Source organism: Pseudomonas sp. ES3-33 (assembly GCF_000952175.1).
Taxonomy (GTDB): domain Bacteria; phylum Pseudomonadota; class Gammaproteobacteria; order Pseudomonadales; family Pseudomonadaceae; genus Aquipseudomonas; species Aquipseudomonas gregormendelii.
Genome location: NZ_JZRI01000119.1, coordinates 16,306 through 39,202 on the forward strand (window position 1 = coordinate 16,306; position 22,897 = coordinate 39,202).

General features: G+C 60.8%; 19 protein-coding genes. 7 read left to right on the plus strand and 12 right to left on the minus strand.

The window, feature by feature from the left end:
* Window positions 1–24 precede the first annotated feature (24 nt).
* A complete protein-coding gene (locus UB23_RS19975) occupies window positions 25–1,191 on the plus strand; it encodes an MFS transporter (protein WP_045061032.1) in 1,167 nt (388 codons plus the stop codon).
* 22 nt (window positions 1,192–1,213) lie between these two features.
* Window positions 1,214–2,263 (plus strand): alkene reductase, encoded by a 1,050-nt coding sequence (locus UB23_RS19980; protein WP_045061102.1) that lies wholly within the window; start codon window positions 1,214–1,216, stop codon window positions 2,261–2,263.
* Between the two features lie 247 nt (window positions 2,264–2,510).
* Here the strand turns inward: UB23_RS19980 and emhR are convergent, their stop codons facing one another.
* A complete protein-coding gene (gene emhR / locus UB23_RS19985) occupies window positions 2,511–3,143 on the minus strand; it encodes an efflux system transcriptional repressor EmhR (protein ID WP_045061103.1) in 633 nt (210 codons plus the stop codon).
* A 264-nt stretch (window positions 3,144–3,407) separates the two neighbouring features.
* Between emhR and UB23_RS19990 the strand changes: the two genes are divergently transcribed.
* The 4 genes from UB23_RS19990 to UB23_RS20005 all read left to right on the plus strand — a co-directional run bounded on the left by UB23_RS19990 (window position 3,408) and on the right by UB23_RS20005 (window position 10,823).
* Window positions 3,408–4,565 carry an efflux RND transporter periplasmic adaptor subunit gene (locus tag UB23_RS19990; protein ID WP_045061033.1) on the plus strand — a complete coding sequence of 386 codons (1,158 nt, stop codon included), beginning with the start codon at window positions 3,408–3,410 and terminating at the stop codon, window positions 4,563–4,565.
* 3 nt (window positions 4,566–4,568) lie between these two features.
* Window positions 4,569–7,733 (plus strand): efflux RND transporter permease subunit EmhB, encoded by a 3,165-nt coding sequence (emhB, locus tag UB23_RS19995; protein ID WP_045061034.1) that lies wholly within the window; start codon window positions 4,569–4,571, stop codon window positions 7,731–7,733.
* A complete protein-coding gene (gene emhC / locus UB23_RS20000; RefSeq protein ID WP_045061035.1) occupies window positions 7,730–9,190 on the plus strand; it encodes an efflux RND transporter outer membrane subunit EmhC in 1,461 nt (486 codons plus the stop codon). Before emhB ends, emhC begins: the two co-directional genes overlap by 4 nt.
* Before the next feature lie 373 nt (window positions 9,191–9,563).
* Complete coding sequence (locus UB23_RS20005; RefSeq protein ID WP_045061036.1) at window positions 9,564–10,823, plus strand: OprD family porin; 1,260 nt, start codon at window positions 9,564–9,566, stop codon at window positions 10,821–10,823.
* A gap of 133 nt (window positions 10,824–10,956) precedes the next feature.
* Here UB23_RS20005 and pcaC read toward each other — a convergent pair whose 3' ends face one another.
* The 11 genes from pcaC to pcaR all read right to left on the minus strand — a co-directional run bounded on the left by pcaC (window position 10,957) and on the right by pcaR (window position 21,729).
* Window positions 10,957–11,349 (minus strand): 4-carboxymuconolactone decarboxylase, encoded by a 393-nt coding sequence (gene pcaC / locus UB23_RS20010; RefSeq protein WP_045061037.1) that lies wholly within the window; start codon window positions 11,347–11,349, stop codon window positions 10,957–10,959.
* Between the two features lie 11 nt (window positions 11,350–11,360).
* Entirely contained in the window at window positions 11,361–12,152 is a 792-nt protein-coding gene (gene pcaD / locus UB23_RS20015) for a 3-oxoadipate enol-lactonase (RefSeq protein WP_045061038.1), read from the minus strand.
* Window positions 12,153–12,163: 11 nt separating this feature from the next.
* Entirely contained in the window at window positions 12,164–13,528 is a 1,365-nt protein-coding gene (locus UB23_RS20020; RefSeq protein ID WP_045061039.1) for a 3-carboxy-cis,cis-muconate cycloisomerase, read from the minus strand.
* A 45-nt stretch (window positions 13,529–13,573) separates the two neighbouring features.
* Window positions 13,574–14,878, minus strand: coding sequence for an MFS family transporter (locus tag UB23_RS20025; RefSeq protein WP_045061040.1), 1,305 nt, complete (start codon window positions 14,876–14,878; stop codon window positions 13,574–13,576).
* Between the two features lie 124 nt (window positions 14,879–15,002).
* The gene (gene pcaG / locus UB23_RS20030; protein ID WP_045061041.1) at window positions 15,003–15,569 is read right to left on the minus strand and encodes a protocatechuate 3,4-dioxygenase subunit alpha; all 567 of its coding nucleotides are present in this window, start codon (window positions 15,567–15,569) and stop codon (window positions 15,003–15,005) included.
* A 1-nt stretch (window position 15,570) separates the two neighbouring features.
* A complete protein-coding gene (gene pcaH / locus UB23_RS20035; RefSeq protein WP_045061042.1) occupies window positions 15,571–16,275 on the minus strand; it encodes a protocatechuate 3,4-dioxygenase subunit beta in 705 nt (234 codons plus the stop codon).
* Between the two features lie 20 nt (window positions 16,276–16,295).
* Window positions 16,296–17,504, minus strand: coding sequence for a 3-oxoadipyl-CoA thiolase (gene pcaF / locus UB23_RS20040; protein ID WP_177328580.1), 1,209 nt, complete (start codon window positions 17,502–17,504; stop codon window positions 16,296–16,298).
* Window positions 17,501–18,280 carry a CoA-transferase subunit beta gene (locus tag UB23_RS20045; RefSeq protein ID WP_045061044.1) on the minus strand — a complete coding sequence of 260 codons (780 nt, stop codon included), beginning with the start codon at window positions 18,278–18,280 and terminating at the stop codon, window positions 17,501–17,503. Before UB23_RS20045 ends, pcaF begins: the two co-directional genes overlap by 4 nt.
* The gene (locus tag UB23_RS20050) at window positions 18,280–19,137 is read right to left on the minus strand and encodes a CoA transferase subunit A (protein WP_045061045.1); all 858 of its coding nucleotides are present in this window, start codon (window positions 19,135–19,137) and stop codon (window positions 18,280–18,282) included. Before UB23_RS20050 ends, UB23_RS20045 begins: the two co-directional genes overlap by 1 nt.
* 261 nt (window positions 19,138–19,398) lie before the next feature.
* Window positions 19,399–20,745, minus strand: coding sequence for an MFS transporter (locus tag UB23_RS20055; protein ID WP_045061046.1), 1,347 nt, complete (start codon window positions 20,743–20,745; stop codon window positions 19,399–19,401).
* Window positions 20,746–20,886: 141 nt separating this feature from the next.
* The gene (gene pcaR, locus UB23_RS20060; protein ID WP_045061047.1) at window positions 20,887–21,729 is read right to left on the minus strand and encodes a pca regulon transcriptional regulator PcaR; all 843 of its coding nucleotides are present in this window, start codon (window positions 21,727–21,729) and stop codon (window positions 20,887–20,889) included.
* Between the two features lie 654 nt (window positions 21,730–22,383).
* Between pcaR and UB23_RS20065 the strand changes: the two genes are divergently transcribed.
* Window positions 22,384–22,584 (plus strand): hypothetical protein, encoded by a 201-nt coding sequence (locus tag UB23_RS20065; protein ID WP_007903846.1) that lies wholly within the window; start codon window positions 22,384–22,386, stop codon window positions 22,582–22,584.
* Window positions 22,585–22,897 lie beyond the last annotated feature (313 nt).

Below are 22,897 nucleotides of genomic sequence, written 5' to 3' on the forward strand. Positions count from 1 at the left end.
TCAGCCAGCCCACAAGGAACCAACATGCCCCTCTCGCTCCTCATCCTGGCCTTGAGCGCCTTCGCCATCGGTACCACCGAGTTCGTCATCATGGGCCTGTTGCCCGATGTGGCGGCCGACCTCGGCGTGTCGATTCCTGGCGCGGGCTGGTTGGTGACCGGTTACGCACTGGGCGTGGCCATCGGTGCGCCGTTCATGGCACTGGCCACCGCCAAACTGCCGCGCAAGGCCGCCCTGGTAGCGTTGATGGGCATTTTCATCATCGGCAATCTGCTTTGCGCGCTGGCCAGTGACTACAACGTGCTGATGTTCGCCCGTGTCGTGACGGCGCTTTGCCACGGCGCCTTCTTCGGCATCGGCTCGGTGGTGGCGGCAGGCCTGGTTCCGGCTAACAAGCGCGCATCCGCCGTGGCCCTGATGTTCACCGGCCTGACCTTGGCCAACGTCCTCGGCGTGCCACTGGGCACCGCCCTCGGCCAGGAAGCCGGCTGGCGCTCGACCTTCTGGGCAGTAACCGTCATTGGCGTGATTGCGCTGATCGGCCTGATTCGGTTCCTGCCCGCCAAGCGGGATGAAGAGAAACTCGACATGCGCGCCGAATTGCGGGCACTCAAGGGCGCCGGCATCTGGTTGTCCCTGAGCATGACCGCGCTGTTCGCCGCCTCGATGTTCACCTTGTTCACCTATGTCGCGCCGCTGCTCGGCGACGTTACCGGGGTCTCGCCCAAAGGCGTTACCTGGACCCTGCTGTTGATTGGCCTGGGCCTGACCGTGGGCAACATCATCGGCGGCAAGCTGGCGGACAAGCGACTGGCAGCGACCCTGATTGGCGTTTTCATCTCGATGGCCGTGGTCTCCACCGTATTGACCTGGACCAGCGTGGCGCTGATCCCGACCGAAATCACCCTGTTCCTCTGGGCCACCGCATCGTTCGCCGCCGTCCCGGCGTTGCAGATCAACGTGGTGACCTTCGGCAAGGCGGCACCGAACCTGGTGTCGACCCTGAACATCGGCGCATTCAACGTCGGCAACGCACTGGGCGCCTGGGTCGGCGGCAGCGTTATCGCCCACGGCTTCGGCCTGACCCGCGTGCCATTGGCGGCCGCTGCCCTGGCAGTCCTCGCCCTGCTGGTGACGCTGATTACTTTCCGCCAGAGCGGCAATGCCGAACTGGCCCCTGCTACCCATTGATCTGCCACGAGGTTTGTATTTCATGACGACTATTTTCGATCCGATCAAACTGGGCCACGTCGAACTCGCCAACCGCATCATCATGGCGCCATTGACCCGCTGCCGCGCCGACGAAGGCCGGGTGCCGAATGCGCTCATGGCCGAGTACTACGTACAACGGGCCTCGGCTGGCCTGATCCTCAGCGAGGCCACCTCGGTCACGCCGATGGGTGTCGGCTACCCGGATACCCCGGGTATCTGGTCCAACGACCAGGTACGCGGCTGGAGCAACGTAACCAAGGCCATCCACGGCGCGGGCGGCAAGATCTTCCTGCAACTGTGGCACGTCGGCCGGGTCTCTCACGAGTCGTACCTGAACGGTGAGCTGCCTGTCGCACCAAGCGCCATTCAGCCAAAAGGCCACGTCAGCCTGGTGCGCCCTCTGGCCGACTACCCGACCCCACGCGCCCTGGAAACCGCTGAAATCGCCGACATCGTCGACGCCTACCGCACGGGTGCCGAAAACGCCAAGGCCGCCGGTTTCGACGGCGTGGAAATCCACGGCGCCAACGGCTACCTGCTTGACCAGTTCCTCCAAAGCAGCACCAACCAGCGCACCGACCACTACGGTGGCTCCCTGGAAAACCGCGCCCGCCTGTTGCTGGAAGTGACCGACGCCGCCATCGAAGTCTGGGGCGCCGGCCGCGTGGGCGTGCACCTGGCGCCTCGCGCCGACTCCCACGACATGGGCGATGACAACCTGGCGGAGACTTTTACCTACGTCGCTCGAGAGCTGGGCAAACGTGGCATCGCGTTCATCTGCTCCCGGGAAAAAGAAGGCGCCGACAGCCTCGGCCCACAACTGAAAGAAGCATTCGGCGGCCCGTACATCGCCAACGAACGTTTCACCAAAGACAGCGCCAACGCCTGGCTGGCGGCTGGCAAGGCTGACGCAGTAGCCTTCGGCGTGCCGTTCATTGCCAACCCGGACTTGCCGGCCCGCTTGAAGGCTGATGCGCCGTTGAACGAGCCGCGTCCGGAACTGTTTTACGCTAAAGGTCCAGTGGGCTACATCGACTATCCGGTGCTGTAAAACCGAACAGCAACACGCACTACAACAAAGCCTCGTCTCGAAAGAGCCGGGGCTTTGTATTACGGGTGTCTTGACCTTCAGGCAGTGAGGGTATTGGCGCGCTGACGGCTAGACCCGTTAGATCAATTGACACAAATCTCCTACAAAATACGCACCCCGCTACCTGTCCACCTGGCGGCTCTACGTATATAAAGCAGTCTGCGGCGCTCGTCCCTTGACATCGCTGCTGCTACTTACGCATTTTGTTTCATTTGCGCAGGCTGGGACTGAAGCGCAGCATATCCAACCCTGTATCGGCCCAGCGCTCGGCCTCGGCGTGCAGCTCAAAGCTGTCCGGTGCCAGCAGCCACTGATACAGAATGCCGTCAATGTAGGCATGCAGGCTGATGGCGGCACGGACGGTGTCGAGGTCTGCCGGCAATTGCCCACGGTTGACTGCGTTACGCAAGGCGAGGCCGATCCGCACGTTGCAGTCCAGGCTGGCGGCCTGACGCTGCTGACGCAGGTCGCACATTTCATCGGTGAATTCGCACTTGTGAAACAGGATCTCATTGAGACGCCGGGTTTTCGGGTCCAGGGCAATCTGATGAAACAAATGAATCAGCAGCTTGCGCATGCAGCCCAGGGGGTCGGGTTCGTCCTCGCTCTCGCTGGCCTTGGCCATGTCATCCAGTGGTTCGTGCAAGCTATCGAGCATCGCCTGCACCACATCGGCCTTGTTGCTGAAATGCCAATAGATGGCCCCGCGAGTGACGCCGGCCAGGGTCGCGATATCGGCCAGTGTCGTGCGCGCCACACCCCGCTCGTAGAAGGCTTTTTCTGCCGCTTCGAGTATCTGGTTACGGGTTTCCTGGGCTTCCTCTTTGGTACGACGGACCATGGCAGTACAACCTCGATCAGGATGCTTCAGCAGTCTGAACATCCACTGAATAAAATTGCAGCGAGCGCTCTTGGGACTCGTCTGCGGCCTACAATTCAAACCTTCGCGGAGCATTTGTAACGGGATAAGTACAACGCCAAAGGTATTTACAAACAACCATGAACGTAAGTATATTCCTTAGCAAGCTACTTATCCACTCAGCGCACATTTTTTACCTTTCACACTTTCTAGTGCGCACCTAGCGCGCCTGACCCGAGGATTTTCATGCAATTCAAGCCAGCTGTTACCGCTCTGGTCACTGCCGTCGCCCTTGCATCGCTGCTCAGCGGATGTAAAAAGGAAGAGGCGGCCCCCGCCGCACCACCCCCTCAGGTCGGCGTCGTGACGCTGCAGGCACAATCGTTCACCCTGACTTCCGAGCTTCCGGGTCGTACCAGTGCGTTCCGCATTGCCGAAGTCCGCCCGCAGGTCAACGGCATCATTCTCAAGCGCCTGTTCAAGGAAGGCGGCGACGTCAAGGCCGGCCAGCAGCTGTACCAGATCGATCCGGCCGTCTATGAAGCCACGCTGAAAAGCGCCGAAGCCAACCTGCAGCAGACCAAGTCGATTTCCGACCGCTACAAGCTGCTGGTGAAAGAGCAGGCCGTGAGCCGTCAGGAATACGACACGGCGCTGGCCAACCGCATGCAGGCGGAAGCTTCGGTGCAGACGGCCCAGATCAATGTGCGCTACACCAAAGTCTACGCGCCTATCAGCGGTCGAATCGGTCGCTCCAACGTGACCGAAGGTGCCCTGGTTACCAATGGCCAGGCCGAGGCCTTGGCGGTGATCCAGCAACTCGATCCGATCTATGTCGACGTGACCCAGTCGTCCGTGGAGCTGCTGGAACTGCGCCGTGAACTGGAAAGCGGGCGCCTGCAAAAGGCCGGTGACACCGCCGCGGCGGTCAAGCTGACCCTTGAAGACGGCAGCCAGTACAAGCTGGACGGTAAACTTGAGTTCTCCGAAGTCTCGGTAGACCAGACCACCGGTTCCGTGACGTTGCGCGCCGTGTTCCCCAACCCTGACCACACCCTCCTGCCCGGCATGTTCGTTCACGCTCAGCTGCAGGCCGGTGTGAACAGCGCAGCGATCCTGGCACCCCAGCAAGGCGTGACTCGTGACCTCAAGGGCGCGCCAACGGCACTGGTCGTGGGCCCGGACAACAAGGTCGAGCTGCGCCAGCTCAAGGCCAGTCGCACCGTGGGCAGCCAGTGGCTGATCGAAGATGGCCTGAAGGCGGGCGATCGGCTGATCACCGAAGGGCTGCAGTACGTCAAACCTGGTGTCGAAGTCAAAGCCACTGAAGCGACTAACGTAGGCACCAAGAACCCGGTCCCCGCACAGGCAGCTGACAAGGCTTCCAGCGGCAAAGGGGAGTAACCCATGTCCAGATTTTTTATCGACCGTCCGATTTTCGCCTGGGTAATTGCCCTGGTGATCATGCTGGTCGGGGCACTATCGATCCTCAAACTCCCGATCAACCAATACCCGAGCATTGCGCCACCGGCCATTGCGATCCAGGTAACCTACCCAGGCGCGTCCGCACAAACCGTGCAGGACACCGTGGTCCAGGTGATCGAGCAACAGCTCAACGGTATCGATAACCTGCGTTATGTCTCCTCGGAAAGTAACTCCGACGGCAGCATGACCATTACCGCGACCTTCGAGCAGGGTACCAACTCCGATACCGCCCAGGTCCAGGTGCAGAACAAGCTGAACCTGGCCACCCCGCTGCTGCCGCAAGAAGTGCAGCAACAGGGGATCCGCGTAACCAAGGCGGTGAAAAACTTCCTGTTGGTCATCGGTGTGGTGTCGCGTGACGGCAGCATGAACAAGGACGACCTGTCCAACTACATCGTGTCCAACATGCAGGATCCGATCTCGCGGACCGCCGGTGTCGGTGACTTCCAGGTCTTCGGTTCCCAGTACGCCATGCGCGTCTGGCTCGATCCGGCCAAGTTGAACAACTTCAACCTGACCCCGGTAGACGTCAAGGCGGCCATCGCGGCGCAGAACATCCAGGTGTCCTCCGGCCAACTGGGCGGCTTGCCTGCTGCACCTGACCAGCAGCTGAACGCTACCATCATCGGCAAAACCCGCCTGCAGACCGCCGAGCAGTTCAACAAGATCCTGCTCAAGGTCAACAAGGACGGCTCGCAAGTGCGTCTGTCCGATGTCGCGGATGTGGGTCTGGGCGGTGAGAACTACAGCATCAACGCTCAGTTCAACGGCGCACCGGCTTCCGGCCTGGCGGTGAAACTGGCCAACGGTGCCAACGCCCTCGACACCGCCAAGGCACTGCGCAACACCATCGAAACCCTCAAGCCCTTCTTCCCGCAAGGAATGGAAGTGGTGTTCCCGTACGACACCACGCCAGTGGTGACCGAATCGATCAAGGGTGTGGTTGAAACCCTGGTCGAAGCGATCGTGCTGGTGTTCCTGGTGATGTTCCTGTTCCTGCAGAATTTCCGCGCCACGGTCATCACCACGATGACGGTGCCGGTGGTACTGCTGGGTACCTTCGGGATTCTCGCGGCGTTCGGTTTCAGCATCAACACCCTGACCATGTTCGGCATGGTGCTGGCCATCGGCTTGCTGGTGGACGATGCCATCGTTGTGGTGGAAAACGTCGAACGGGTCATGAGTGAAGAAGGCCTGTCACCCAAGGAGGCCACCAAGAAATCCATGGGGCAGATCCAGGGTGCACTGGTGGGTATCGCCCTGGTGCTCTCGGCGGTACTGCTGCCAATGGCGTTCTTCAGCGGTTCTACCGGGGTGATCTACAAGCAATTCTCGATCACGATCGTCTCGGCCATGGCCCTGTCGGTACTGGTTGCCCTGATCTTCACGCCGGCGCTTTGCGCCACCATGCTCAAGCCGATTCCGAAAGGCGAACATGGCACCCCGAAACGCGGCTTCTTTGGCTGGTTCAACCGCAGTTTCGACCGCGGCGTCAAAAGCTACGAGCGCGGCGTTGGCAACATGCTCACGCACAAGGCCCCTTACCTGCTGGCCTACGTGATCATCGTGGTCGGCATGATCTGGTTGTTCACCCGCATTCCAACGGCGTTCCTTCCGGAAGAAGACCAGGGCGTACTCTTCGCCCAGGTGCAGACCCCGGCCGGCTCCAGCGCCCAGCGGACCCAGGTGGTGATCGACGAAATGCGCGAATTCCTGCTACGGCCGTCCAAGGACGGCGGCGAAGGCGATGCGGTGGCCTCGGTGTTTACCGTGAACGGCTTCAACTTCGCCGGTCGCGGCCAGAGTTCGGGCTTGGCCTTTATCATGCTCAAACCCTGGGGCGAGCGAAACGCCGATAACAGCGTATTCAACCTGGCCGCCCGGGCCCAAAAGCATTTCTTCTCGTTCCGTGACGCCATGGTGTTCGCCTTCGCGCCACCTGCGGTACTGGAGCTGGGCAACGCCACGGGCTTTGACGTATTCCTCCAGGACCGTGCCGGCATCGGCCACGAAAAACTGATGGAAGCGCGCAACCAGTTCCTCGGCATGGCCGCGCAGAGCAAGGTGCTGTCGCAGGTACGTCCCAACGGCCTGAACGACGAACCGCAATACCAGCTGGAAATCGATGACGAGAAGGCTAGTGCCCTGGGCCTCACGCTCAGCGACATCAACACCACCCTGTCGATTGCCTTGGGCAGTAGCTACGTCAACGACTTCATCGACCGCGGTCGGGTGAAGAAGGTGTACGTGCAAGGCCAGCCTGATTCGCGGATGAGCCCCGAAGACATCAAGAAATGGTACGTGCGTAACTCCGAAGGAACCATGGTGCCGTTCTCGGCCTTCGCCAAGGGCAAGTGGATCTACGGCGCACCTAAGCTGTCGCGTTATAACGGTGTAGAGGCGATGGAAATTCTCGGAGCCCCGGCGCCGGGTTATTCCACCGGTGAGGCCATGGCCGAAGTCGAAGCGCTGGCGAAGAAACTCCCGGCGGGTGTAGGGATTTCCTGGACCGGCCTGTCGTACGAGGAACGCCTGTCCGGCTCGCAGGCTCCGGCGCTGTACGCGTTATCGCTGCTGATGGTGTTCCTGTGCCTGGCGGCTCTGTACGAAAGCTGGTCGATTCCGATTGCGGTGATGCTGGTAGTACCTTTGGGGATCATCGGGGCACTGCTGGCGACCAGTCTGCGCGGGCTGTCCAACGACGTTTACTTCCAGGTGGGCCTGTTGACGACTATCGGCCTGGCGGCGAAAAACGCCATCCTGATCGTTGAATTCGCCAAGGAACTGCACGAGCAGGGCAAGAGCCTGCGAGAGGCGGCGATCGAAGCCTGCCGCATGCGTTTGCGCCCGATCATCATGACCTCGCTGGCCTTTGTCCTGGGCGTAGTGCCCCTGGCGATTTCCACTGGTGCCGGCTCAGGTAGCCAACATGCCATCGGTACAGGCGTTATTGGCGGTATGATCACGGCCACGGTCCTGGCGATTTTCTGGGTACCACTGTTCTTCGTTACCGTGTCGTCCATTGGTCAGCGCAAAAAAACCGACCCGGATGACACTACTGAAACTCCTAAAGAGGCTGGCCAATGAGCAAGTCACTACTCTCCCTGGCAGTCGCCGCGTTCGTACTTGGTGGCTGCTCGCTGATACCCGATTATCAGCAGCCTGAAGCACCGGTGGCGAGCCAGTACCCGCAAGGGCCGGCTTATTCGCCGGCCCAGGCGCCAGGTCAGGCCGCTGCTGAACAGGGCTGGAAGCAGTTTTTCCATGACCCGGTCCTGCAACAGCTGATCCAGGTGGCCCTGGAAAACAACCGTGACCTGCGAGTCGCCGCATTGAACATCGACGCCTTTGCCGCGCAGTACCGCATCCAGCGTGCGGACCTGTTCCCGGCGGTGTCGGCCAATGGCACTGGCAGCCGCCAGCGCGTTCCGGCCAACGCTTCGCAAACCGGCGAGGCAGGGATCACCAGTTCCTACTCGGCTACGGTCGGCATCAGCGCTTACGAACTCGACCTGTTCGGTCGTGTTCGCAGCCTGAGTGAAGAAGCCCTGCAACAGTACTTCGCCACTGAAGAAGGCCGTCGCAGCACGCAAATCAGCCTGGTGGCCAACGTGGCCAACGCCTACCTGACCTGGCAAGCCGACAAGGAACTGCTCAAGGTGACCCAGGACACCCTTGGTGCGTTCGAGGAGAGCTACAAGCTCACTTCGCGCAGCAACGAAGTGGGCGTCGCCTCGGCACTGGACCTGGCGCAGTCGCGCACCTCGGTGGAAAACGCCCGGGCGCAACTGGCCAAGTACACCCGCCAGGTCGCGCAGGATGAAAACAGCCTGGTGCTGCTGCTCGGTACCGGCCTGCCGGCGAACCTGCAGCCCACCCGGCCCCTGGCTGACGACTTGCTGAGCGATGTACCGCCAGGCCTGCCGTCGGACTTGCTGCAACGGCGCCCGGACATCCTCCAGGCCGAGCGCAACCTCAAGGCCGCCAACGCCAACATCGGCGCCGCGCGGGCTGCGTTCTTCCCGAGCATCAGCCTGACAGCCAATGCCGGTTCCCTGAGTCCGGACCTGTCCGGCCTGTTCAAGGGCGGCTCGGGCACCTGGTTGTTCCAGCCGCAGATCAACCTGCCGATCTTCAACGCCGGCAGCCTGCGTGCCAGCCTGGATTACTCGAAAATCCAGAAAGACATTGGCGTGGCGAACTACGAGAAGTCCATTCAAACGGCCTTCCAGGAAGTCGCCGACGGCCTGGCAGCGCGCCAGACCTACACCCAGCAGCTGCAGGCGCAGCGTGATTTCGTCACCGCGAACCAGGACTACTACCGTCTGGCCGAGCGACGTTATCGCATTGGTGTCGACAGCAACCTGACCTTCCTCGATGCCCAGCGCCAGTTGTTCAGCGCCCAGCAGGTACTGATCACCGATCGTCTGGCCCAACTGGTCAGCGCAGTCAATCTGTACAAGGCACTGGGTGGTGGCTGGAATGCGCAAACCGCGCAAAACGAGCCGGTGAAAGAAGAAGCGCCGAAACTGAAGTTGTTCTGATAGCGCTTTTCGCAATATCGAAGCCCACCTTACCGGTGGGCTTTTTGTTGGGCTTCAGGACCAACAGATCGCAGCCTTCGGCAGCTCCTACAGGCATTCGCGCACACCTGTAGGAGCTGCCGAAGGCTGCGATCTGTTGATCTTTTATAGTTCGATAATCGCCCAAAACCCTCAGCTACAGATTGAACTATCTAGTACATTCCGCGCACCATTCGCTCCACAAAACCAATAACCTCCAGGTTCGACCATGTCTCAGCGCCCTGCCCTGTCCGGCTGAATCCGTTTCTCTACTTCCACGATACGCATCTTCAACTGCAGCCTCAGGTTGCGGCATCACCCGTTGCATCCCCAATAAATAGAGAGACCCCTACCCATGACGCCTCCCACTGCGCACTACTTATATCCCAGCCTGATCGCCTTTGCCCTGGCCGCCGCAGCTGGCACCGCGGCCGCCGAGGAGTCGGGTTTCGTCGAGGGCGCCAAGGTCAATCTGAACCTGCGCAATTTCTACATCAACCGTAACTTTACCAACCCGACCAAGACCCAGGGCAAGGCTGAAGAGTGGACGCAGAGTTTTATCCTGGATGCGAAATCCGGGTTCACCCAAGGCACCGTCGGGCTAGGCATGGATGTGCTGGGGCTGTACTCGGTGAAGCTCGATGGCGGCAAGGGCACCGGCGGGACTCAGCTTTTACCTCTGGATCAGGACGGCCGTCCGGCCGATAACTTCGGTCGCACCAACGTGGCGTTCAAGGCGAAGCTGTCGCAAACCGAAGTCAAAGTCGGCGAATGGATGCCCGTGCTGCCGGTCCTGCGTTCGGACGACGGCCGATCCCTGCCGCAAACCTTCAGGGGCGGCCAGATCACTTCCAGGGAGTGGGCTGGGCTGACGCTGTACGGTGGGCAGTTCCGCGCCAATAGTCCGCGCGACGACAGCAGCATGAGCGACATGTCGATGACCGGGAAGCCGTCTTTCACCTCGGACAGATTCAACTTCCAGGGCGGCGAATATGTGTTCAACGATAAACGCACCCAGCTTGCGCTGTGGAACGCCGAGTTGAAGGACATCTACAGCCAGCAGTTCGTCAATGTGATCCACAGCCAGCCCCTGGGCGACTGGACACTGGGCGCCAACCTCGGCTTTTTCTACGGCAAGGACGACGGTAGCGCTCGCGCTGGCGAGCTGGACAACAAGACCTGGTCCGGTCTGTTCTCGGCGAAGTATGGCGGCCATACTTTCTACCTGGGCCTGCAGCAACTCACCGGCGATAGCGCGTGGATGCGGGTCAACGGTACCAGCGGCGGTACGCTGGCCAACGACAGTTACAACTCGAGCTACGACAATGCCCGGGAGAAATCCTGGCAACTGCGCCACGACTACAACTTCGTCGCCGTCGGTATGCCCGGGTTGACCTTGATGAACCGCTACATCAGCGGCAGCAACGTCCACACCGGCACGATCACTGATGGCAAGGAATGGGGTCGCGAAAGCGAACTGGGCTACACCGTACAGAGCGGTGCGCTGAAGGACTTGAACGTCAGATGGCGCAATTCGACCATGCGCCGGGACTACAGCAATAACGAGTTCGATGAGAACCGGCTGATCGTCAGCTACCCGATCAGCCTGTTGTAAGCCTCACCAGCGTCATCGCGGGCAAGCCCGCTCCCACAGGTTTATGTCTTGCGAATGTTTGGGGAATGACACAAAACCTTGTGGGAGCGGGCTTGCCCGCGATGGCGTCAGTTCAGGCAACAAAAATCATAAATCACTCCCGGGACTCAACGCCCAGTTCGTCCCACACTGACTCGGCCAGGTGGAAAGTCGCATTGGCAGCCGGGATGCCGCAGTAGATCGCGCTCTGCATGATCACTTCCTTGATCTCGCCACGGCTCACCCCGTTATTGGCGGCTGCGCGAAGGTGCAATTTGAGTTCTTCATTGCGATTCATGCCGATCAGCATCGCGATGGTGATCAGGCTGCGGGTATGACGTGGCAGGCCTGGGCGGGTCCAGATGTCGCCCCAGGCATGGCGTGTGATCATTTCCTGGAACTCCGAGTTGAACTCGGTCAGGGCGTTCAGGCTGCGATCGACATGGGCGTCGCCGAGAACCGCACGGCGAACTTTCAGCCCCTCATCGTAACGTTGTTGTTCGTCCACGAAACTCCCCCTTATCGAGCTGACAGGAACGCCACGACGCGCTCGCTGAATGCTGCGCCGGCCTGGACGTTGGACAGGTGGGCGGCATGGAACTCGGCGTATTCGGCGCCGGCCACGTGCTCCTGAATGAAGTGACTACCCGCTGGCGGCGTGACCGCATCTCCAGAGCCTGCAATGACCAGCAGCGGCACCTTGATCGAGCCCAGTTGATCACGGAAATCGGCATCGCGCACCGCAGCGCAATTGGCGGCATAACCTTCAGGCGAAGTGGCTGCGAGCATGTCGGTAATGCGGCTGGCGACAGCAGGATTGGCCGAGGCGAAGTCCGGGGTGAACCAGCGCGCAATCGACGCATCCCGCAGGGCGACCATGGCCGCTGCACCATCACGCAGGACGGTTTCAATGCGCGGGTTCCACACCGACGGATCACCGATTTTCGCTGCGGTGTTACACACCACCAGCTTGAGCAGGCGATCACCGGCATTGATCCCCAACCACTGGCCGATCAAACCGCCCATCGACAGGCCACAAAAATGCGCGCGCTCGATGTTCAGGGCATCGAGCAGCGCCAGGACGTCGTGCCCCAGTTGCTCAATGCTGTACGGGCCCGGCGTCACCAGGGATTTCCCGTGACCTCGAGTATCGAACCGCAGTACCCGGAAGTGCTCGGTGAACGCGGCCATCTGCGCGTCCCACATATGCAGGTCGGTGCCCAGCGAGTTGGAGAGCACCAGCACCGGCGCATCCTGCGGTCCGTCGATTTGGTAATGCAGTTCGCCCTCGGCGAGTTGTACAAAAGCCACAGCAATCTCCTTCAGGCAGTTAATCCAGAATGTTCAGCCACCGCTCGCTCGACCCAGGTTCGGGCCTGACCGAGGTAGTGGGCAGGGTTCAACAGATGATCCAGTTCAGCCCCAGACAGCTGGGCAGTGACTTGCGGCTCTTCGCCAAGGACTGCGCGCAGGTGCCGTTGCTGGGCGACAGCACGTTTGCAGCATTGCTCCAGCACATGGTGCGCGGTATCACGCCCCACCCGCTGGGCAAGGACAATGCTCACGGCTTCGGCGAGCACCAGCCCCTGGGTCAGGTCGAGGTTGCGGGTCATGCGTTCGGCGTCTACTTCCAGGCCGGCCGCCATCAGCAGCGCCTGCTTCAGGCTGCCGGACACCAGGCAACAAATCTCTGGCAGGGTTTCCCATTCGGCATGCCACAAGCCCAGGCTGCGCTCGTGCTCTTGCGGCATTGCACTGAACAGGGTCGAGATCAGGCCGGGCACCCGCGTGGCCGCACCGATGAGCACTGCGGCGCCCACCGGATTGCGCTTGTGCGGCATGGTCGAGGAGCCGCCTTTACCTGGTGCCGAGGGCTCGAAAACCTCCCCTGCTTCAGTCTGCATCAGCAGACTGACATCGCGCCCCAACTTGCCCAGGCTGCCGGCGATCAACCCCAGTACGGAACCGAACTCCACCAGGCGATCTCGCTGGGTGTGCCAGGGTTGATCCGGCAAGCCCAGTTGCAGTTCCTTGGCCAGCGCCTGGGCAATCGGCAGCGCTTGGTCGCCGAGAGCAGCCAGGGTTCCGGAGGCGCCACCAAATTGCAGCACCAGCAGGCGCGGCTTGAGTTCTTGCAGGCGTTGACGGCTGCGGGTCACCGCCCCCAGCCAACCGGAGATCTTCATGCCCAGAGTGACGGGCGTGGCGTGTTGCAGCCAGGTCCGGCCAGCCAACGGCGTGGCAGCATAGCGTTCGGCCTGAGTCGAGAGGATTGCACCCAGCTGTGCCAGGTCACTTTCGATCAGCTCCAGCGCCCGGCGCAGTTGCAGCACCAGGCCGGTGTCCATCACGTCCTGGCTGGTTGCGCCAAGATGCACATAACGTTCGGCGTCGGCATCGGTCGCCGCGATCTGTTTGCCCAGGGCTTTAACCAGCGGGATGGCCGAATTGCCCGCTGTGGCAATGGCCTCGCCGAGCGCTGCAAAGTCGTAGAGTCCGGCCCGGCAAGCCGCCTGGATCGGCGCCACAGCAGTCTGCGGGATCAGGCCGACTGTTGCCTCGGCCCGAGCCAGCGCCGACTCGAAGTCGAGCATCGCCTGGACGCGCCCCCGATCGCAGAACACTTCGCGCATGTCGCGGGCAGTGAAATAGGCATCGAACAACTGATTGCCCGGTCGCTCGTTCATAAACTATCCCTGCAAGCGTGGGCCGTTCAGGCCCACGGGTAAATATCAAAGGTCGTGGTGCAAGTATTTCGCCTGTTTCGGCAGGCGCAGGCTGAACAGGAACGCCACCGCCATCATCACCGTCACGTACCAGTAGAAAGAGTTTTCCATGCCCACGGCCTTGAGGCTCAGCGCCACATACTCGGCCGACCCGCCGAAAATTGCATTTGCCACCGCATACGCCAGGCCCACGCCCAATGCGCGTACTTCCGGCGGGAACATCTCGGCTTTAACCAAGCCACTGATGGAGGTGTAGAAACTCACAATCGCCAGTGCCACGGTAATCAGCACAAACGCCAGGAAAGGACTGCTGACACTTTTCAGGCTGAGCAGGATCGGCACGGTGCACAGGGTCCCGAGGGCGCCGAACCAGAGCATCGAGTTGCGCCGGCCGATCTTGTCCGCGAGCATGCCGAACAGCGGCTGCATGCACATGTACAGGAACAGCGCGCCGGTCATGATGTAGCTGGCCGTCTTGGCGTGCATGCCGGCGGTATTCACCAGGTATTTCTGCATGTACGTGGTAAACGTGTAGAAAATCAGCGAACCACCGGCGGTGTAGCCCAGCACGGTGATAAACGCAGCTTTATGATCACGGAACAGCGCACGGATACTGCCGGCGTCCTTGTTCTCGCGCATTTCCTTGCTGCTGGTTTCCTTCAACGAACGGCGCAGGAACAGCGAAATCAGCGCCGCCACCGCACCGACCACGAACGGGATCCGCCAGCCGTAGGCACGCAGGTCATCCTCGGTGAGAAATTGCTGCAGCACCACAACCAGGGACACCGCGAGCAACTGCCCGCCAATCAGCGTCACGTACTGGAACGAGGCGAAGAATCCGCGCTGGCCCTTGAGAGCGACTTCACTCATGTAGGTAGCGGTGGTGCCGTATTCGCCGCCAACCGACAGGCCCTGCAGCAAACGGGCGAATAGCAGCATGATCGGCGCCCAGACGCCAATGTCCTTGTAGGTCGGCAGGCAGGCAATGAGCAAGGAGCCGAAGCACATCATCAGAATCGATATCAGCATCGAATTCTTGCGCCCGTGCTTGTCCGCGACGCGACCGAAGATCCAGCCGCCGATGGGCCGCATCAGGAACCCGGCAGCGAACACGCCCGCCGTGTTGACCAGTTGCACGGTCGGGTTGTCGGACGGGAAAAACGCCGGGGCGAAGTAGATGGCGCAGAAGGCGTAAACGTAGAAGTCGAACCATTCAACGAGGTTGCCCGAGGAGGCGCCAACAATTGCGAAGATTCGTTTTTTACGCTCTTCGCCGGTGTAGTGCGCTGGAGTAGCGGTGGGGGTTGTCATTGTTTTTCACTCTTTGGGGACAGTGACAGTCTAGACATACTTTGCAACAGTCCCGTTCCGCAGATGCATCAGGCAAAGCAATCCCGTGTGGGGAACCCGCACGGGATTAACATTTGCGGGGTTCTCAATAATCGAAGAACACCGTCTCCGCCTCAGTGCCCTGCAAAATCACATTCCACTGGTACACGCCGGCCGCGTCCTGCTTCGCCAGCAAGGTGCTGCGGCGCTCCGCAGGTACGCACTCCAGCAGCGAATCATCGACGTTCGCCGGCTCGCCATCGAAGTAAATCCGTGTCAGCAGATGCTTCACCAGCCCGCGGGCGAACACCAGCACCACCAGATGCGGCGCCTGAGTCGTGCCTTTCAGGCCTTGCACGATACCTGGCTTGATCGTGGTAAAGCGGAAGCGCCCCTGCGCATCCACCGGTACCCGGCCAAACCCTTCGAAGTTCGGGTCCAGCGCCTTGGCCTGGTCATCTTCCGGGTGATCGTATTTGCCAGCGGCATTGGCCTGCCAGATTTCCAGCATGGCGTCGTTGACGAAGTCTCCGTTGCCGTCCACCACCTGCCCGCTGATGGCGACGCGCTGGCCCAGGGTCTGTTCGACGGTCAGGTCTTCGCGGTTCAGCCAGGTCAGGCCGATGTGGTAATAGGGTCCGACGGTGTGGGATGTGGTCGCGTTGAGCGTCATCTTATTTCTCCATCGGCGTGGCTTCGCGGCCGCGCAAAACGATGTCCCAGCGGTAACCGAGGGCATAGGAAGGGATGGTTTTCTCCAGATCGAAACTGGCGATCAAGCGCTCTTTGGCGCTGGTATCCGGTACGCAGTTGTAGATCGGGTCATACGCCAGCAGCGGGTCACCCGGGAAGTACATCTGGGTGACCAGACGCGTCAGGATGCTTGGCCCGAACAGCGAGAAATGGATATGCGCAGGGCGCCAGGCATTGTGGTGGTTGCCCCACGGATAAGCACCCGGCTTGATGGTCTGGAACTGGTACCAGCCTTCAGCATCGGTCACGGTGCGACCGGTGCCGGTGAAATTCGGGTCCAGCGGCGCGTCGTGCAGGTCACGCGCATGGTTGTAGCGCCCGGCGGCGTTGGCCTGCCAGATTTCCACCAGGATACCCGGCACCGGCAGGCCGTCTTCGTCCAGCACGCGACCATGGACAATGATGCGCTCACCCTGGGGTTCGCCCGAATGTTGCGCGGTCAGGTCGTTGTCCTGGGCTTGGATACGCTCGGCACCGATGGTCGGACCGGTGATCTCCGACAACGAGTGCGGCAAAAACACCAACGGCTGCGACGGCGCGCGCAGGTTGGTGGATTGATAGGCCGGGTGCAGGTAGGCCGGTTGAGTGCCCTCCTGCGGGCGGCGGTAACCAGGCTTGTCAGTCATTACGCTTTCCTCTGTTCTTGTTAGCTGACGCGTTCAATCGCCAGGGCCAGGCCTTGGCCGACGCCGACACACATGGTCGCCAGGCCCTTGCTGCCGCCGGTTTTTTCCAGTTGATGCAAGGCCGTGAGTACCAGGCGCGCACCGCTCATGCCTAACGGATGGCCCAGGGCAATGGCGCCGCCGTTCGGGTTGACCTGAGGTGCGTCGTCCGCCAACCCCAGCTCGCGCAGGACGGCGAGGCCCTGGCTGGCAAATGCTTCGTTGAGTTCGATCACGTCGAAGTCGCTGACGGCCAGGCCCAGGCGTTCGGTCAACTTGCGCACCGCCGGCACCGGGCCGATGCCCATGACCCGAGGTGCAACACCGGCACTCGACATCCCCAGCACTTTCGCACGAGCCGTCAGGCCGTGTTTCCTTACAGCGTCGGCCGATGCCAGGATCAATGCCGCTGCGCCGTCATTTACGCCTGAAGCGTTGCCGGCAGTAACCGTTTTGTCCGCACCGTTAACCGGTTTGAGCCTGGCCAGGGTTTCCAGGGTAGTGTCGCCGCGAGGATGCTCGTCCTGGCTGACCACTGTTTCACCCTTTTTGTGGGCAATGCGCACTTCGATGATTTCTTCTGCGAAATAGCCGGCTGCCTGGGCAGCGGCGGTCCGTTGCTGGCTGCGCAGTGCGAACGCGTCCTGATCTTCGCGCGAGACTTCATAATCGTCGGCGACGTTGTCAGCAGTCTGCGGCATTGCATCCACACCGTACTGGGCTTTCATCAACGGGTTGATGAAACGCCAGCCGATAGTGGTGTCTTCCAGCTTCATGCTGCGAGAAAACGCGGCATCGGCCTTGCCCATCACGAACGGTGCCCGGGACATCGACTCCACCCCGCCGGCGATGGCCAGTTCCATTTCACCACTGGCAATCGCCCGAAACGCGGTGCCGATGGCGTCCATGCCCGAAGCGCAGAGGCGGTTGAGCGTAACGCCCGGAATGGACTCCGGCAGCCCGGCCAACAGCAAGGCCATGCGTGCGACGTTGCGGTTGTCTTCGCCGGCCTGGTTGGCACAGCCGAGGAATACCTCGTCCACTGCGTTCCAGTCGACTGATGGATTGCGCTCCATCAAAGCCTTGATCGGCACGGCGGCCAAGTCATCGGCGCGGACCGCCGACAGTCCGCCACCGAAGCGGCCGATAGGGGTGCGAATCGCGTCGCAGATAAAAACGTCACGCATCAGGCTTCTCCGGGGGCTTGGCCATGGGCGGCTGCGGTGCGGGCTTCCAGATCCCTGAGCGCCTTGAGTTCGACTTCAGTAGGCTCGGCGGTGTGCTCGACGGTTTCGGCGAAGCGAATGGCCCAGCCGGTGGCCGCCACCACTTGCTCGCGGGTCACGCCTGGGTGCAATGCGGTCACCACAAATTCGTGAGTGCCCTCTTCAGGTTCCATGATGCACAGGTCGGTAATGATGCCTACAGGACCGGCACCCGGCAGGCCCAGGCGTTTACGCGAATCGCCGCCCTCGCCATGACCCACCGAGGTGATGAAGTCCAGCTTGTCGACGAACGAGCGTGACGACTGTTTGAGGATAATCAATACGCTCTTGGCCGAGCCGGCAATTTCCGGAGCACCGCCGGCACCCGGCAGACGGACCTTGGGTGAATGGTAGTCGCCGACCACGGTGGTATTGATGTTGCCGAAGCGATCGACCTGCGCGGCGCCGAGGAAGCCGACGTCGATGCGCCCGCCCTGCAGCCAGTAGCGAAAGATCTCACCGGTGGGCACGACAGTGTCAGCAGTTTCCGCCAGTTCACCGTCACCAATCGACAGCGGCAGCACACTAGGCTTGGCACCGATCGGGCCGGATTCGTAGATCAGCACGACATCAGGCGACGATGTCAGGCGTGCCAGGTTGGCGGCTTTGGAAGGCAGGCCGATGCCGACGAAACACACCGAACCGTTCTTCAAGCGGCGGGCGGCAGCGACGGTCATCATTTCATTGGTGGTGTAAGTCATTACTTGGCCTCCGAAGCAGCGGCCAGCTTGGCCTGGAACTCGCTGAAGTCAGCGCTACCGTGGATGTATTCGTTGATCCATGCGGTGAAAGTCTCACGGTCACGGGCGATCGGATCCCAGGCCTGGTAAAAGCGGTTGTCCCGCTCGTTGTACCCATGGGCGTAAGACGGATGCGCACCGCCCGGTACGTGGCAGACCGCGCTGAGCGCCCAGGTGGGCAGCACGCAGGAGTTCATCGGCGCGTTCAGGTCGTCGACGATTTCTTCAACGGTGACGATGCAACGCTTGGCTGCCAGCGCCGCTTCTTTCTGCACCCCAAGAATACCCCAGAGCAATACGTTGCCCTTGCGATCGGCTTTCTGTGCATGGATCACGGTGATGTCCGGGCGTACCGAAGGCACCGCGGCCAATACTTCGCCAGTGAAGGGGCAAGTGACCGTCTTGATCAGCGGATTGACCTTGGGCAAGTCCGAGCCGGCGTAGGCGCGCAGTACTGCGAAAGGCAGCCCGGAGGCGCCGGCAACGTAGGCGTTGGCCAGGTCGGCATGGCTGTGTTCTTCGATTTCCAGCGGGTGTGGCCACTGCTTCTCGACCGCGTCACGCAAACGGTGCAGCGAGCCAACACCAGGGTTGCCGCCCCAGGAGAAAATCAGCTTGCGCGCGCATCCGGCTCCGATCAACTGGTCGTAGATCAGGTCAGGTGTCATCCGTACCAGCGTCAGGTCTTTCTTGCCCTGGCGAATGATTTCGTGACCCGCCGCCGTAGGGATCAGGTGAGTGAAGCCTTCGAGCGCGACGGTATCGCCGTCGTTTACGAATTGCTTCACTGCTTCGTGCAGCGAAAGGATTTCAGCCATGGGGCAGGCTCCCGTTTTGTAATGAACCGACAGTGGATGAAAAGGGCGCGATGCGCAGCGCCGGAGTAACTGAAGAGTAAGCCTGCGCAATGGGCCAAACAATCCGATAATCGACTGAGTGTTCGTTTATCGAACAGATTGTTGTTGGGCTATCGTTCTGCGTGACCCGCGAAAAATCGCAGCCTTCAGCACCTCCCACCGGACTTCGCGCACACGTAGGAGCTGCCGCAGGCTGCAATCTTTAGCGGGCCGCAACCGGGCTCAGGTCGCATCCGCATGACTGACCATGCCCTTGATCACCACCGCCGCCGTCGCCAGTGCCGCCGGTATCACCAGCGCCGTCAGCACCTGCTCGAAGTTCCAGCCCAGGCCCAGCAACGTCGCACCCATCCATGCGCCGAGAATCGCGCCGAAGCGGCCAATACCCAGCATCCACGAGACGCCGGTCGCCCGCCCCTGTGTCGGATAAAACCGCGCCGCCAGCGACGGCATGGCCGACTGCGCACCGTTAACACACATCCCGGCCACCAGCACCAACGTCGCCAACAGAGTGATGTTGCCCAGGCTCTGTCCCACCGCGTAGGCAAACACCCCCGCCAGCAGGTAGAAAGTGCCAATGACCTTGTGCGGATTGAAGCGATCCATCGCCCAGCCCACTCCTACGGCGCTCAATACCCCGCCGAACTGAAACAACGCGCCGATGAAGGCCGCTTGTTCCATGCTGGCGCCGCTATCGCGCATCAAGGTCGGTAACCAGCTGGTCAGCAGGTAGACAATCACCAGCCCCATGAAATAGGTGAGCCACAACAGCAACGTGCCAGTGCTGTAGGTGCCGTTGAAGATCACCGCAAACACGTTGCGGGCTTTGACGGTTTTCTGTTCCGGCACACTGAAGCTTGCAGCCTGGGCGACAACGACCGGGTCGATGGGCGCGAGGGTCTTGCGCACTTTATCGGTGCCGCGATTGCGTACCACCAGATAACGCGCCGATTCCGGTAACCAGAACAGCAGGACAACGGCGAGGATCAGCGGAAGGACCCCGCCAATAAACAACAGGCTGTGCCAGCCGAACATGGGGATCAGCTTGGCCGAGATGAACCCGCCGCCCGCCATGCCCAGGTTAAAACCGCAGAACATGCTGGTCACCAGCAAAGATTTTTTGCGCTCCGGGGTGTATTCCGACAGCAGTGTGGTCGCGTTCGGCATCCCGGCCCCCAGGCCCAGGCCCGTGAGAAACCGCAATACCAGCAGTTGGTCGACGTTGGTGCTGTAGGCCGACGCGAGGCTGAATGCGCCGAACAGCACCACCGCACCGACCAGCACCACTTTGCGTCCGAAGCGGTCAGCCAGCGGGCCGGAGCCCAATGCGCCAAACACCATGCCGATCAGGGCAGCACTCATTACCGGGCCGAGGCTGGCCCGATCGATCCCCCAGTCCTGGGACAGGGCCGGCGCGATGAAACCCATGGCCGCCGTGTCAAGGCCATCGAGAAAGACAATCAGGAAACACAGGATCACCACTCGCCACTGGTAGCGCGAAATGGGTTGGGCATTGATGAAGGACTGCACGTCGAGGCAGTTACCTACAACAGACTGGGGCTGGTTCATTATTTTTATTCCACGCAAGAACGCAGTCGAACAGGTGCCAGCCTGGTGCTGGCGCTGCGGCGACATTAATAATCCTGGGGAAACAGCGTCAATTCGATAAACGCGAGTCTGTGCGTTTATCGAACACTTCGCAGCTGTGCGCTAGGCAAAGAGCTGACTGCTGAGGTCGCGGCTGGCACTGAGCAGCCCAGGCAGGAATCGCTGTTCGAGTTCGTTGCGACTGACCCGGCCAGCGTGGGTGCTGACGTTTAATGCCGCCACCACCTGCCCGGAGGCGTCATACACGGGAACGGCGATCGAGCGCAGGCCTTGTTCGAGTTCCTGGTCGACGATGCACCAGCCCTGTTGCCGTACCTCTTGCAAACATTCGAGCAAGGCTTCGGGGGTGTGCAGGGTACGGCTGGTCTTGGCCTGTAACTCGGCGTGATCGAGGTACTCGCGCAGCGAAGTGTCGTCCAGCGCGGCCAACAGGATTCTGCCCATAGAGGTGCAATAGGCGGGAAGCCGCCCGCCCACCGAGAGGTCGACCGAGATCAGCCGTTGGGTGGTCGCCGAGCGCGCGATGTACAAAATGTCATCGCCCTCCAGCGTGGCCATGTTGCAGGCCTCGTGCAGTTGTTCGCTCATGCGGTCCAGGTACGGCTGGGCGGAGACCGCCAGCGGCGTCGATGACAGGTAGGCATGGCCGAGCGTCAGGACTTTGGGCAGCAGTGAATAGGTGCGCCCGTCCGTGGTGGCGTAGCCGAGCTTGATCAGCGTGTGCAGGCAACGTCGCACTGCAGCGCGAGGTATTTCCGTGCGGTGGCTGATTTGGGCAATGGTCAGGTGGCGCTTGCGCTCCTGGAAGGCCTGCACCACCGCCAGGCCGCGGGCCAGCGACGTCATGAAATCCGGGTCGCCGGTCAGCGCCTGGATCCGTTTGGCGGGAGACGCGACTATCGGCGGCGCCACTGAAGCGAAGGAGTTGCGCAGTTGGTCGTTCATATCAGGTCCTTTTCCCACACGATTCGGGAGCCATTACAAGCGGCTCCGGTACGGTGCACAAGAGACACCGGTCAACATCGGGCGATTATCGAACCATCAACCGATTATCGCAAACCCACTGTCGGCCACACAGCTGACGAGCGCCGGAAGTTTTCCTGGAACGGAACTCTCGTACAACTAAGGGTGGGCAATTGGCTGCGAACTTGCCGGCCACAATGGCGTCAGAAAGACAGCGTCACAAAATACATACGCTGAACGGCCTAGTTCAGGGTAAAACTTATGTCGCATTAAACAAACTTCGCGCAATATCTTGTTTTAACGGTTTAGAGATAGTGTTCTACGAAACGGCCGCTATAATACAATTCAATGGCGACTCGGCTACTCACCTGCCGAGTCCACCATTGGGTGGCGCAATGTTCCATTGTCGCCCCCAGCAGCAAGCGCCTGCCGCTGATCACTGGATTCAACGCCAACGCGCTCGCTGAAACTGGAGACTGATGCTACGTCAGCTGTTTATCTCTGGTGCCGTGGCCGCCTGTAACCTGTATTGAATGCTCTCGCCAACGAAAACCTCCCGGGTTGACGCCGACTGCACTCGATACCGCTGTGCAGTGCGTTTCACCAGAATCAATCTCAACTCATACAGGTAGCACTGTGACGAAAGACGAACTGCGCGCGGAACTTGAGCGCCAGGAACAACGTTACAAGGAAGTTTACGGCGGGGAAGTCACCACCTACGCCGCACAGCCCGAACCGGAACGTAAACCCTGGCGTAAACGCGCCACCGTTCAGGATCAGGCGTTCAGCCAGGAACTGCAAAAGATGGAAAAGGAACTCAAAGCCGAAGAGCCATGAATCGCTAGGCTTTGATCTTTCCAGGGGTCTGGATGCGGGCCTGCTAAAAGCGGCTTGAGTCGATGATGCCTTCGCGCCCGCTACGAGCGGGCAGCGGCTACCTTGTCCACCGGATGAGGTGACAGGTTCATTTCTGACCCTTATTTCAGAAATTTCCTACGGGTGTTCATATTTTTCCAGCTGCTCGGAGAAACCCCTGTGTGTGCAGCCTTTACCTTAAGATTCAAAGACCTGCAAAACCCGCCGAGGCACCGCCAAGCGCAAACTAAATCGTTGAAGAATGTTACCGATGAGCAGCTAGTGCATCGATTTC